This is a genomic window from Pseudomonas sp. GW822-FHT04H02 (assembly GCF_058800645.1).
Window position 1 is genome coordinate 644,559 of the sequence record NZ_JBXAMM010000001.1, and the last position, 12,268, is coordinate 656,826.

The 12,268-nt window shown below is 65.5% G+C and carries 13 protein-coding genes; 7 read left to right on the forward strand and 6 right to left on the reverse strand.

Going from position 1 to position 12,268, the window contains the following annotated elements; genetic code table 11:
* Positions 1–7: 7 nt before the first annotated feature.
* From AC1RMG_RS03125 to AC1RMG_RS03140, 4 genes are all read right to left on the reverse strand, one after another.
* Positions 8–910: a tyrosine-protein phosphatase gene (locus AC1RMG_RS03125; RefSeq protein ID WP_493168316.1), complete on the reverse strand. Its 903-nt coding sequence runs from the start codon at positions 908–910 to the stop codon at positions 8–10.
* Between the two features lie 20 nt (positions 911–930).
* On the reverse strand, positions 931–2,313 hold the full coding sequence (locus AC1RMG_RS03130) for a DUF1329 domain-containing protein (protein ID WP_493168318.1): 1,383 nt from the start codon (positions 2,311–2,313) through the stop codon (positions 931–933).
* Between the two features lie 29 nt (positions 2,314–2,342).
* On the reverse strand, positions 2,343–3,896 hold the full coding sequence (locus tag AC1RMG_RS03135) for a DUF1302 domain-containing protein (RefSeq protein WP_368995017.1): 1,554 nt from the start codon (positions 3,894–3,896) through the stop codon (positions 2,343–2,345).
* Positions 3,897–4,115: 219 nt separating this feature from the next.
* Positions 4,116–4,655 (reverse strand): GNAT family N-acetyltransferase, encoded by a 540-nt coding sequence (locus tag AC1RMG_RS03140; protein ID WP_493168320.1) that lies wholly within the window; start codon positions 4,653–4,655, stop codon positions 4,116–4,118.
* A 205-nt stretch (positions 4,656–4,860) separates the two neighbouring features.
* Here AC1RMG_RS03140 and AC1RMG_RS03145 point away from each other — a divergent pair, with 205 nt between their 5' ends.
* The 4 genes from AC1RMG_RS03145 (at position 4,861) to AC1RMG_RS03160 (ending at position 7,817) form a co-directional block, all read left to right on the forward strand.
* Positions 4,861–6,348, forward strand: a complete 1,488-nt coding sequence (locus AC1RMG_RS03145) for a PAS domain S-box protein (protein WP_041117729.1) — start codon at positions 4,861–4,863, stop codon at positions 6,346–6,348.
* Positions 6,349–6,484: 136 nt separating this feature from the next.
* Positions 6,485–6,736, forward strand: a complete 252-nt coding sequence (locus tag AC1RMG_RS03150; protein WP_072442217.1) for a CsbD family protein — start codon at positions 6,485–6,487, stop codon at positions 6,734–6,736.
* Between the two features lies 1 nt (position 6,737).
* On the forward strand, positions 6,738–6,998 hold the full coding sequence (locus AC1RMG_RS03155; protein ID WP_015635301.1) for a DUF1652 domain-containing protein: 261 nt from the start codon (positions 6,738–6,740) through the stop codon (positions 6,996–6,998).
* A gap of 177 nt (positions 6,999–7,175) precedes the next feature.
* Positions 7,176–7,817, forward strand: a complete 642-nt coding sequence (locus AC1RMG_RS03160; RefSeq protein ID WP_015635302.1) for a trimeric intracellular cation channel family protein — start codon at positions 7,176–7,178, stop codon at positions 7,815–7,817.
* A 223-nt stretch (positions 7,818–8,040) separates the two neighbouring features.
* Here the strand turns inward: AC1RMG_RS03160 and AC1RMG_RS03165 are convergent, their stop codons facing one another.
* Positions 8,041–9,435 carry a sensor histidine kinase gene (locus tag AC1RMG_RS03165; RefSeq protein WP_011060868.1) on the reverse strand — a complete coding sequence of 465 codons (1,395 nt, stop codon included), beginning with the start codon at positions 9,433–9,435 and terminating at the stop codon, positions 8,041–8,043.
* On the reverse strand, positions 9,413–10,096 hold the full coding sequence (locus AC1RMG_RS03170; RefSeq protein ID WP_011060869.1) for a response regulator transcription factor: 684 nt from the start codon (positions 10,094–10,096) through the stop codon (positions 9,413–9,415). Before AC1RMG_RS03170 ends, AC1RMG_RS03165 begins: the two co-directional genes overlap by 23 nt.
* 181 nt (positions 10,097–10,277) lie before the next feature.
* Between AC1RMG_RS03170 and AC1RMG_RS03175 the strand changes: the two genes are divergently transcribed.
* The 3 genes from AC1RMG_RS03175 to AC1RMG_RS03185 all read left to right on the forward strand — a co-directional run bounded on the left by AC1RMG_RS03175 (position 10,278) and on the right by AC1RMG_RS03185 (position 12,176).
* The gene (locus tag AC1RMG_RS03175) at positions 10,278–10,619 is read left to right on the forward strand and encodes a YdcA family protein (protein WP_053151024.1); all 342 of its coding nucleotides are present in this window, start codon (positions 10,278–10,280) and stop codon (positions 10,617–10,619) included.
* Between the two features lie 38 nt (positions 10,620–10,657).
* On the forward strand, positions 10,658–11,044 hold the full coding sequence (locus AC1RMG_RS03180; RefSeq protein WP_123473234.1) for a hypothetical protein: 387 nt from the start codon (positions 10,658–10,660) through the stop codon (positions 11,042–11,044).
* A gap of 190 nt (positions 11,045–11,234) precedes the next feature.
* On the forward strand, positions 11,235–12,176 hold the full coding sequence (locus AC1RMG_RS03185) for a hypothetical protein (RefSeq protein WP_220224235.1): 942 nt from the start codon (positions 11,235–11,237) through the stop codon (positions 12,174–12,176).
* Positions 12,177–12,268: the final 92 nt, after the last annotated feature.

Genomic DNA, 12,268 nt, shown 5'->3' on the forward strand with positions numbered 1-12,268 from the left:
CAGCTGATCAGGGGGCGGCGGTTTCGAGGAACTTGCTTTGCAGCCGCGAGCGAAACGCGGCATCGACCCCCAGGCCCTCGCGCAGGTAGTTCTCCACCGAGCCGTAGTCTTCGCGCATGGCCATGAACGCCGCTTGCAGGTAGCGCGCCTCGACGCCTAGCAAGGGCTGTAGCAGGGCAGGATCGGTACGGCCTTTTGACGCGAGCCTGACTTGCTCGGCGATCCGGCGGTTTTTTTCCCCGAGGTAGCGGTTGGACGCCAGATAGTCCTCCATCACCGTAGCTTCCGGCACCCCCAAGGCCAGCAACACCATGGCCGAAGCGAAGCCGGTGCGATCCTTGCCCGCGGTGCAGTGGTAGAGAACCGGGGTGCCCTGGTCATCGAGCAGGCCATGCAGCCAGGCTCGAAAGAGCGGGCTCTGCTCGCGGACGAATTGGATGTTGGCCCGAACCAGCACATCGTCCAGGTGCAGCTCGGCGGTGTCGCCACTGTTGATGCGCCGAGTCAGCTCGCGGATGTCGATGTTGCCGGCACTGATCGGCATCTCGATCCGCCGCTGCATCAGCGCCGGCGGCAGGCGGTCGGGGGCGTCGGCGATTTCCTCGCGGCTGCGCAGGTCCACCACACGCTGCAGTTGCAGGCCTTGCAGCCTGCGTTGATCTTCGGCACTGAGTGAGTCCAGGGCTCCACCGCGATACAGCAGGCCCCACTTCACGCTACGTCCGTCGGCCGTGCGGTAGCCACCCAGGTCGCGCAGGTTGGGTGCGCTTGCCAGGTTCAGGTCGCGCAGCGCCTGGCGTTCGCTGGCGGGCAGTTCTTGCGGGGGCGCTGGCTGCTCGGCAGGGGCCGCATTGGCTGTGGCGATGGTGCACAGCAGGGCGGCCCCGAGGGCCAGGTCGAATCGGGTCATGTTGTGCTCTCCGTGAGTCTTCATTTGGCGCGCTTGCGCACGGCGGCGGGGGTGAAATCGCTGGCATCGTGGGCCAGGTCCGTCAGGCGGATCGGGCCGTGCTCATTGGTCAGGCGATCCACCAGATAGGCCCCGGACATCAGGTCGTGATACACCGATGGGCCCGCCTGATAGCTCTGGGTGTCATAGGCGTAGAAGGTGGTCTGCAGGTTGGTGCGCCAGAGGAGGTTGCGGGCGTCATAGCTGTCGGCCATGACCGCGCCCCAGGTGTCTTCGTCGATGTAGAAGCGGCGTTTGGCATACACATGACGGTTGCCGGGCTTGAGGCTGGCCTCCAGTACCCATACCCGGTGCAATTCGTAGCGCAGTGCTTCGGGGTTGGGGTGGCCAATGGTTTCGGTGAGCTTGGCCAGGGTGGTCGCGGGGTCGCTGATTGCATAGTTGTGATAGGGGATGAACAGCTCGCGCTTGCCGATGATCGTCCACTGGTAGCGGTCGGTGCCGCCATTGAACATGCGGCTGTCATCGTTGACCCGCAGGCCGCCGCTGGCGCCACTGGAAGGGTTGTCGTAGCCGACGTTGGGCGCGCGCCGCACCCGTCGGCTGCCCGGGTCGTATTGCCAGCTCTGCTGGGCGTTGGCCACCGGATCGACGAAGCCGTGGCCGAAGGTGATCTTGCCCAGCTCCCGGGCCGGTTCCAGGGTCCGGTACATGAAGTGGCTGTTGATGGCGTTGCGGTCGTCTTGCCGGGGGCTGTCCGGGTTGGTCCAGATATTGAGCGTCTGGTGATGCTGGACCTGACGTGCCTGCTTGCCGTTGGCCAGGGTGACGACCAGGCTGTAGACGCCTTCCTCGCCGGGCCCCCGCCCTTGTAGGGCGTGGTTCCAGATCAGTTCGTTGCCGTTTTTCGGGATCGGGAACGGCGACGCGCCCCAGGCCCCGGTGACGCCGTTGCCATCCTCGGTGAGTCGAGCGGTGCGCCCGTTTTCGCGGATTTGCTCTTCGATTTTTGCACTCGGGCGCATGTCGCGATGACTGGGATAGATGTCCATCCAGTAGCTGCGTGGATAGCGCTTGAACAGGGCGATCTGGCCGTCACTGAGGCGGTTCTGGTACTGCTCCAGGTTCTGCGCGGTAATCCTGAACAACGGGCGCTCTTTGGCGTACGGATCGGGGTACAGCGAGCCGCTGCCGGCGAACTGTACATGGGGCGGAGTGCCGCGCCACTGGCCGGACCAGCCAGGAATGCTGCCGTCGGCGTTACCGGCACGCTCCGCACCGACGGGCGTGAGATCTTGATCGAGGCGAGCCAGCTCGGCCTCGCTGAGCGCGGCCTGGGCCAGGGGGCACAGGCCGAGCAGGCCGGCGAGCACAAAGGCAGGGAATTGCGTTTGGCAGGACATGAAATGTTCTCCGGTTGTCTGGGCGAGGGTCAGAAGCTGTACTTGGCGTTCAGGGCGATGTGGTCGCGATCGCTCTGGTTGTTGTACCGGGGGCTGCCCAGGTAGGCGTTGTAGACGGCCTCCAGGGAGAGGTTCCCGAGGTACTCCAGGGTGCCGCCCAGGGACAGCCGATTCCTGCCCTGGTTGTAGCTGCCCAGAGAGGAGTTGCCGTTCACCCCCTGGTTGAAGGACAGCGGAATGGTCAGGTCCCAGCCGGGCATGATCTCGATGTAGCGCGAACTGGCGCGCAAGGTGTAACCCCAGGCCGAACGGTCGTTCCAGAGCTTGTCACTGGGGGTGCGCTGGGGCAGGTAGGCACTGTCGTTGCTCAAGACGCGGTTGTAGCCGACCTCGCCATTGAGGGTGAAATTGTCGGAAAAGGGCGTCTGGCCGAAGCCGTGGGTCATCGACAGCAGTACCTGGCCGGTCCTGCCGCGGGCAGTGTGGCGGGCGCCGCCGAGGTCGATCGCCAGGGGCAGGCGATCCTGGATGCTGATCTCGCCGTTGATGTTGGTGTCGACCACGACCGTGGCGAAGCTTGCGCCATACAGTTCGATGCCTTCGAAGTAGCGCGCCTGGTAGCTGCCGCGGCGGCTTAGGTTGTCCACCACCGGTGTCTTGCTGTGATAGCGCAGGCGGTAGAGGCCGAACTCGGTGTTGTTCAGGCTCTGGGCGACATAGCGCAGGGCCAGGCCGAACTGCCCGCTGTCGCGGGGTTCGTCATCTTTCAAGCGGACCAGTTGACCGGTGGAGTTGCTGTAGCCGCCCCTGTCGAGGAGGTCGGTGGTGGAAAAGTAGCTGCCGACCGCGTTGAGTCGGCTCTTCTTCCACTCGTACTGGTAGTAGAACTGCAGGTCGAGCGCGTCGGTGAGGCTGTAGGAGGCGAACAGCTGGCCGGTCGGCAGGGTACGCTCCTTGATCTCGACCCCGGGCACGTTGGATTTGCTGGCATCAAACGGGCTCATGGTCGAGGCAATGCCGTTGCCGTTGTAGACGCTCTCGCCCCAGTAGACCACCTGGCGCCCGAGGCGCAGGTTGAAGGGCCTGTCAGCGACCTGCCAACTGCCATACAGGTAGTTGTCGAGCATTTCCACGGCACCGCCGTGAGCGTCGCGGGTGGGCCTGGAAAACTGGTCGGGGCGCGAGCATTGCCCGGCGGCATAGCAGTTCGAGGTGCCGGTGTGGTTGTCATTGCGGCGATGGTAGACATTGTCGTAGTAGGCGCTGGCGCGCACGAACAGGCCGAAGTCACGGCGAAAGTTGAAGTCGGCGTCGCTGACCAGGCCCAGGCGATGGGTGATCAGGCTGCCCCGGTCGAAAGCGTTGTTGCCGTCGTTGCCGTTGGCATTGTTGCGCCCGCCAAGGGCATGGGCCGGCTTTGCCGTGCGCCAGGCCAGGCCATAGGAGACGACGTTGCTGTTCTGCACTTTGAGGTCGTCGCCGATTTCGAAGACCAGGGCGGCCAGCGGGGAACTGAACAGGAGCAAGGAACCGGGAACTGCGAGCAAGGTGGAGAAAGCGTAAGGCGTTGTTGTTTTTTTCATTGCTGCCTCTGAATGTCTGTTTTTGCGTCGAGGTACCGTAGGGTTGTGGAGGGGGGGAAGGGACTATCGGAAATGCAGCGGGGGCTGGACATCGTCTATTCGGACTAGTCGCTTTGTTGCGGGCGCCGCACGTTCAGGCCGCCGGAAGGGCTGAACGTGCGGGGTTCTGGAGGGAGGAGGGGACGGAGCAGGCGCTGCCCCTGGACGGGATCTTGAGCCTCAGGCCGTGCGTTCGCCGGTGCGCGGAAGGTCGCAGGCCATCACCCACATGCCGATCTGTTCCACGTCGGTGCTGAACGGCACCTCGTCGACCTGCCGCAGGCCGGCGCTTTCATAGAAGCGCCGGGCGCCGCTGTTGCTCTTGAGCACGTCCAGCCACAGGCAGGGCTCACCGGCAGCGCTGGCCCGTTGCAGCACATGCTCCAGCAACCGGCGGCCATAGCCCTTGCCGGCCTCGGACTTGAGCAGATAGATCTTCTGCAGTTCGGCCCCGCGCCGGGCTCCATCGGGCAGTGGCCGGTTCCAGTTGAGCTTGGCAAAACCGATGGGCTGCTGCTGCGGGTCCAGGGCCAGCAGCCACAGGTGCAGGTGCTTGTCGGCCAGGGACTGTTCCAGGGGGGCGGGGGCGAAGTCCTGGGCCAGGAACTGCTGCATGCCTTCGGTGCTCCAGATCGCGGCGAAGTGCTCGCGGTAGGTGGCGCAGCCAATGGCCTGGAGGGTGTCGATATCGCGGCTGTCGGCTTCACGGATGGTGATCATGCGTCATTCCTCGAGGGGCGGCTGGCCGGTGTCGCCGGGCTGGCGGCTGGCCCGCAATCCGGACGGGGCAGCTTACTCCGTTGCCCAAAGGGGCTCCAGCGCTCGGGCCGGGGCACGATGGCGGCGCGCCGTGGTCGTAGTTGCAGCCCCCTTTTTTCCGGCGTGCGGGATGTTTGGCGCAGCGTCGGGTTCTTCCGGAGATGCCATGAGCCAGGCCGTACTTGCCACCGAAACCAACCGCCGCCAATTGCAGCAGATCATCTCCGGCCTGTCCGACGGGGTGATCCTGATCGAGACCGACAAGCCCCGGACCCTGCTCTGGGCCAATGAAGCGGCCCTGGCCATGCACGGCGTCAGCACGGTCGAGCAGTTGGGCGGCAATCTGCGCGAATACGCCCGGCGCTATGCCTTGCGCTACCGCAACAACCATCCACTGGGCCTGGACAGCTACCCCATCAACCGGGTGGCTGCCGGAGAAACCTTCAGCGACGTGGTGGTGGAGGTCCAGGCCGAGATCGACGGCGAACCCCGGCACTGGGTGCACCGGGTGCGCAGCATGATCCTCGAGGACCGCAATGGCGCGCCGGAGTCCCTGGTGCTGATCCTCAGTGACGCCACCGACTGGGCCAGCGCCGAGCAGCGCTTCGAGAAGACCTTCAACGCCAACCCGGCGCCGGCGGTGATCTGCCGCCTGGGGGATTTGCGCTACATCAAGGTCAACCAGGGCTTCCTGGAGATGACCGGCTATGCCCGGGACCAGGTGATCGGCCGTTCGGTCTACGAGCTGGACGTGCTGGAAGACGCCGAGCACAAGGAACTGGCCGTCGAACGCCTGGGGCAGGGTGCGACCATCCCGCAGATGCAGGCCGAGCTGCGTCTGCCCGAGGGCGGCAGCAAGCTGGTGATCGTCGCCGGCCAGCCGCTGGACATCAACGACGAGGACTGCATGCTGTTTTCCTTCATGGACCTGGAGCCGCGGCGCAAGGCCGAGATCGCCCTGCGCCAGAGCGAGGAGCGTTTCGCCAAGTCGTTCCGCCTGACCCCGGTGCCGACCCTGGTGTGCAGCGCCGAGCAGCAGATCGTCGATGTCAACGAAGCCTTTCTCGACACCTGCGGCTACAGCAGCGAAGAACTGCTGGGCAAGACCGTGCAGGACATCGGTTTTATCGCCGAGCCCCAGGCCGCCGAGCAGTTGTTCGGCCGCCTGGAGAAGAGCGGCAACGTCATGGGCCTGGACCTCAAGGTGCGCAAGAAGGGCGCCGAGCAGGTGGACTGCGTGGCCTACGCCGATACGGTGCTGATCCAGGACAGCCCCTGTTACCTGCTGGTGCTGATGGACATCAGCGAGCGCAAGCGCTCGGAGCTGGAGCTGGTGGGCGCCATCGAGGAGGTGATGCGCGATGCCTCCTGGTTCAGCCAGACCCTGATCGAAAAGCTCGCCAATGTGCGCAATACTCGCAGCGCGCAAGCCCCGGCGGTAACCTCTGCCGAGCTCACCACCCGCGAGCGCGAGGTCCTGGGGCTGATCTACCAGGGGCTGGCGGACAAGGAAATTGCCGCGCAACTGCAGTTGGCCCCCAACACCGTGCGCAATCACGTGGCCACCCTGTACTCCAAGCTCGATGTGCACAGCCGCGGCGAGGCCATTGTCTGGGCCCGGGAGCGCGGGCTGTTTGCCGGCAGTGCCGGCTGACCCGGTGCAAATGCACCAGTGCAACCAGTGCAAATGCGCCTTTTGCCCAGGGGCGGGCCTTTCTATCCTGTGATTCTGCGCAGGGCTCTGTATCGGGCCTCTGCCATTCATGAACCGCAGTAGAAGGAGCGCCAGCATGGCTAGCGAACAGATCAAGGGCACAGTGGGCAAGGTGGCCGGCAAGGCCGAGGCCGTGGTGGGTGAGTGGCTGGATGATGAGCAACTGCAAGCCCGCGGCATGGCCCGGGAAGCCGCCGGGCAATTGCAGGAAAAGTACGGCCAGGCCCTGGACCAGGGCGAGCGCTGGGTCCGGGACAAACCGCTGTTGAGCGTGGCCCTGCTGGCCGGCGTCGGCCTGTTGGCGGGCCTGCTGCTGCGGCGCCGCTGAAATGCCGGCGGCCATCACCCTGGCGCAGTTGCGCGCTTGTATCGAGCAGCGCCTGGCGCCCCTGGCCTGCAGCTTCAGCAACGCCGGTGACGGCACCCTGACCCTGCGGGTGTTCGAGCCGGCCAGCGGCCGGGTCGACCTGGTGGTGACCGGGCTCAGCGCCCGGGCGCTGCAGAGCGAGGCCGATGTGCAGAAGATCATCGACGAACTGCTCTATGAGCTGGGCAGCAACTCCCTGGGCCAGCTCGATCTGGCGCCCTGAACCCGGCCTTGCACTGGGGCCGGTCGATGGCGACAGCCCACGGCCTGAACTATAAGCAATGGGTCGACGGTCGGGTTCCCGGCCGTCATCTCCAGCCTTTTGCAGGTGCCCGGGCATGCCTTCAACCCTGTTGCCGCGCCGTATTTTCCTGATCACCTCGCTTTTCTGGATGGGCCCATGAACGCCCGGGCCCAGGGCTTGCCCCGGCGCCTGGAAAACATCGTGCTGGTGGCGGATCTGGCGGGCACTGCGGTGTTTGCCGTGGAGGGTGCGATCAGCGCCATGCGCGCCCAACTGGACCTGCTGGGGGTGATGGTGATCGCCTTTATCGTCGCCCTTGGCGGAGGGGTGACCCGTGACCTGCTGATTGGCGCCACGCCGCCCAAGGCCGTGGCCGACTGGCGGTACCCGGCGCTGGCGCTGCTGATGGGCGGGCTGGCCTTCGTGGCACGGGACTGGGTGCTGGGGTGGTCCGGGCCGCTGCTGATTCTGCTGGACGCCGCGGGGCTGGGGCTGTTTGCCGTGGCGGGCACGCAGAAGGCGCAGAACTTCGGCATCTCGCCCTTTGTCTCGATGCTCATGGGTACGGTGACCGGGGTGGGGGGCGGGGTGATTCGCGACATTGTCCTGGCCCGCATTCCCCTGGTGCTGCAGGTCGACCTGTATGCCAGCTCGGCCTTTGTCGGCGCGGCCAGCCTGGTCATCGCCCGGCGCCTGGGCGTGCCGCCTTTATGGTCGGCCTGGCTGGCGGGCACCGTCTGTTTCGCCCTGCGCATGCTCTCGGTGCGCTACGGCTGGCAACTGCCCAAGGCCTTGTAGTCGCTGATGCAGGCTGTGAACGGCTTGGGCGGCATTGCGACGCAGAAGACACCGGGAGCGCGAGAGCGCGGAAGGTTTGGCGCAAGATCGTCAAGCAAGGCCCTGCGTACCGAACGCGGCCCGGCCTTTCGCAGCTTCGCAGGCTCAGCAGCGGCTACAGGATCACAGGATCACAGGGTCACAGGGCCACAGGCACCGGATCATAGGGGCGTGGAGGCCGGGATCAATTGTCGGCAATCAGGCTCGGCCGGCAGTCCAGGCTCAGGCGCGCGCCGCCGCGTTCGCTGCTGCCCACCTCAAGCTTGAAGCCGTGCAGGCTGACAATCGCCGCGACGATCGACAGGCCAAGGCCAAACCCGCCCTGGGCATTGTTTTCATCCACCCGGTAAAAGCGCCGGAACACCGCCGCCCGTTCCGCTGCGGGTATTCCGGGGCCTGAGTCGAGCACTTCCAGGCGCGGGCTGCCGTCGTCGTCAATCCCCCGCAGGATCACTTCGCCCCCCGGTGGGGTGAACTTGATGGAGTTGCTCAGCAGGTTGGCCAGGGCCTCGAACAACAGGGCGCGGTCACCGGTGAGGCTGGGCAGGCTCGCCGGTACATCCAGCACCAGGGTCAACTGGCCTTCCTCGGCCAGGGGCAGGTAGAAGTCATAGAGCTCGTGCAGCAGGGGCAGGGGGTCGAGCACCAGGAAGCCCGAGCGCCGCTGCTGGTCCTCCAGTTCGGAAATCCGCAGCAACCCGCGAAAGCGCGCCATCAGGGTGTCGGCCTCGGCCAGCAACTGGTCCATCTGCAGGGCCTGGGGCGAGCCTTCCTCGGCCTGTTGCTGCAGGCGATAGAGCTGGGCCCGCAGGCGGGTCAGCGGGGTGCGCAGGTCGTGGGCGATGTTGTCGCACACGCCCTTGACCTCATGCATCAGCCGTTCGATGCGTTCGAGCATGGCGTTGACGATGGCCGCCAGCATGTCCAGCTCGTCGCGCCGGTCCGACAGTGGCAGGCGCCGGGTCAGGTCGCCGGCGACTATGGCTTCGGCGCTGGCCTGGATCTGGCGGATGCGCCGCAAGGGCCGGCGGCGCAGCAGGTGCCAGCCGGCGGCGCCGGGAATGATGGTCAGGGAAATGCCCCAGAGCAGGGCGTGGAGAATGATCCGGGTCACCGCGAACAGCGAGCCGTTGTCGCGCACCAGCACCAGCCAGCGGCCATCCCGGGTGTGGGTGGCCACGGCGTCGCAGCTGTCGCGGGGCAGGCTCGGGTCGTCGGAGTCGATGCAGTTCTTCAGTTCGTGGATCTTGCCGTCCAGGGGCAGGTCGTCGGGTATCTGCCGGATCGGCCCGCTCAGGGGCCGGCGCTGCTCATCGAACAGGCCGTAGGCGTCGATGGCGCGCATGTCGAAAGTCATGCTGGTGGTCAGGGCTTCCACCAGCTGGTCGCCCTCGAAGCGCGCGAACAGGTGCTGGCGCTGCATCAGCGAGTGCTTGGCCAGGCTGTCCAGGTAGGTGGAGACCTCGTAGTACAGCACCCCCATGAGGATGCAGCTCCAGGCCACGAACAGCGTGCTGTAGAGCGCCAGCAGGCGGCTGCTGGAGGAACGCCAGCCTTTAGAGGGGTTCAGCAATGACATAACCCGAGCCTCGCACGGTGCGGATCAACGGGGTCATGCCGGGCGGGTCGATCTTCTTGCGCAGGCGGCCGATGTGCACGTCGATCAGATTGGTCCCGGGGTCGAAGTGATAGCCCCAGACCTCCTCGAAGATCATCATCCGCGAGAGGATCTGGCCGGTGTTGCGCATGAGGAATTCCAGCAGCTTGTATTCGGTGGGCAGCAGGCTCAGCAACTGGTCGGCGCGGGTTGCCTCGCGGCTGATCAGGTTCAGTTCCAGGTCCGCCACCCGCAGGCTGGTGTCGAAATCCTTGACCGTGTTCTTGCGCCGCAGCAGCACTTCGACCCGGGCCGCCATCTCGTCGGAGGCGAAGGGCTTGGTCAGGTAGTCGTCGCCACCGGCGCGCAGGCCGCGCACCCGTTCATCGACGTCGGAGAGGGCGCTGATCATCAGGATCGGTGTCGACACACCGATGGTGCGCAGGGTGGTGACGATGGCCAGGCCGTCCAGTTCCGGCAGCATGCGGTCCAGGGTGATCAGGTCGTAGTCGCCGCTCACGGCGCGCACCAGGCCCTCGCGGCCATTGTCCACCCAATCCACGTCGAGGCCGTGGCTGCTCAGTTCGGCGACGATTTCCCGGGCGGTCACGGCGTCGTCTTCGATGGTCAGAATGCGGGTCATAGGCGTTACCTGTTTGGCGGTTCGTGACACAGGCGGGCATTTTGCCAAGAAACGGCGGCCGCAATTCTAAAAAAACTTTCATCTGCGCCTCCAGGCCTCTGTCCAGACCTTGAACAAGCCCCTGCCAGAGGCCGCGCTGCCTGATATTATCGCGCCACTTTTATGGCCAGGAGGCACATCCATGACGGGCCTGCCCCGGGTTGGCTGGAAGCCATTGTCCTTTCTCTGCCTGATGGTGCTGTGCAGCAGCGCGGTGCTGGCGGCCAACCAGCCCTGTTCCGGGCGCAAGGGCGGTATCGCCCGTTGCGACGGCGAGCTGTTCCTGTGCAACGACGGTTCCATCAGCGCGTCGAAAAAGAACTGCGCCCTGATGTCCGGCCAGCGCTCCACTACCCCGCGGGCCGAGCCCCTGCTGCGCGACGCCCAGGGATGCAACTGTGGCAGCGGCAGTTTCTGCACCGGGCCCCGGGGCGGGGTGTACTGCCTGACCCCCAGTGGCAACAAGAGCTACAAGCGGCATTGAAAACCCGATTGACCTTCTGTGTATCAAGGTGTTGTGCAATGAACTACGCATCACGTTTCAAAGGACTGCTGTGGCTGCTGCTGGCCAGCCTGCTGTTGAGCCTCGCCGTGGATCTGGCGCTGCGCCTGCCGGGTTACCTGGAGGCCTATGCTGCCGACCCTCGCTATGCGCGCTGGATGCTGGCGTATCGCGGCCTGGACGTCCTGGTCATCGCCCTGATGGCGGTGGCCGTGCCGGGAATCATGCGGCTGCTGGATTTTCGTCGTTCGGCCTGGCTGGCATTGCCGCTCTTTACCTTGTGGGGGCAGGGCATCGGGCAATTGACCCTGGTGGGCAACCTGCTGCTGGCCCTGTGGATCCTGGTACTGGTGGTGCACCTGTGCTGGACCCGCGGCCGGGAGCTCTACCGGAGCCGGCAGGCCTGAGCACCGGGCGGGCCGTGCAGAACGCCCGCCCGAAAACTCCCGGGCCGGTAAATTGCACGATCCGGGATTGTCTGCTTATCGCAAGTCATTGAAATAAAAGCGCTTATAAAGTTCGTGCAACTGGCACGGTGGCTGCACTTGTCCCTTCGAGACGTGTAACACCATTTTTCATGCCTGGAGCTGAACAACAATGAACAGACCCTCTGAACACCTGCTGGCCACCGCAGATGCCTCGAGTCATCACTCGGGCGTGTCCTGGGCGGCGATCTTCGCTGGCGCCGCGGCGGCCGCCGCTCTTTCGCTGATCCTCCTGTTGCTGGGCTTCGGCCTGGGCTTTTCCGCGGTTTCGCCCTGGGCCGGCAGCGGCATCAGCGCCAAGGGCCTGGGCATTTCCAGCATTGTCTGGCTGGCCGTGACGCAGATCATCGCTGCCGGCCTGGGCGGTTACATCGCCGGGCGCCTGCGGGTGAAGTGGGCCAACCTGCATGGCGATGAAGTGTATTTCCGCGACACCGCCCATGGCTTCCTGGCCTGGGCCGTGGCCACCCTGGTCACCGCGACTTTGGTGGTGGGGTCGGTCAGCAGCGTCATCAGCGGCGGCGTGCATGCCGGCGCCCAGGTGGCTTCCGGCGCCGCCGGTGCCATGACCCAGGTGGCCGGCCATGCTGCCGCCCAGGGTTCCCAGGATGACTACGGCTACTTCGTCGACAGCCTGTTCCGCGACGATCGCCCGGCGGCGGTCAGCGATGACGCGGCCCGTGGCACGGTATCGCGGATCTTCGTGCGCACCCTGAGCAACGACGGCCAGTTGGCCCCTGAGGACCGCAGCTACCTGGCGCAATTGGTGGCCCAGCGTACCAACCTCAGCCAGGCCGATGCCGAGCGTCGGGTCGATGAAGTCTTCGCCAAGACCCGCCAGGCCGTGGAAGAAGCCAAGCAGGCCGCCAAGGAAGCTGCCGACACCGCAGCCAAGGTGGCTGCCTGGTCGTCGCTGTGGATGTTTATCTCGCTGCTGTGCGGGGCCTTCTTCGCCAGCCTCGCGGCGACCTTTGGCGGTCGTCGTCGGGACGCCGTGGTCTGGCTTGAAAGCGATGTCCAGCCGCGCACCGTAGCCCCCACCCCCGTTCACTGATCCAGGAGATTTCCCATGCGCTCATTACTCTTGTGGTTCCTCGGTGTGCCGATCCCGGTGATTATCCTGATCGCCCTGTTCATGCACTGATT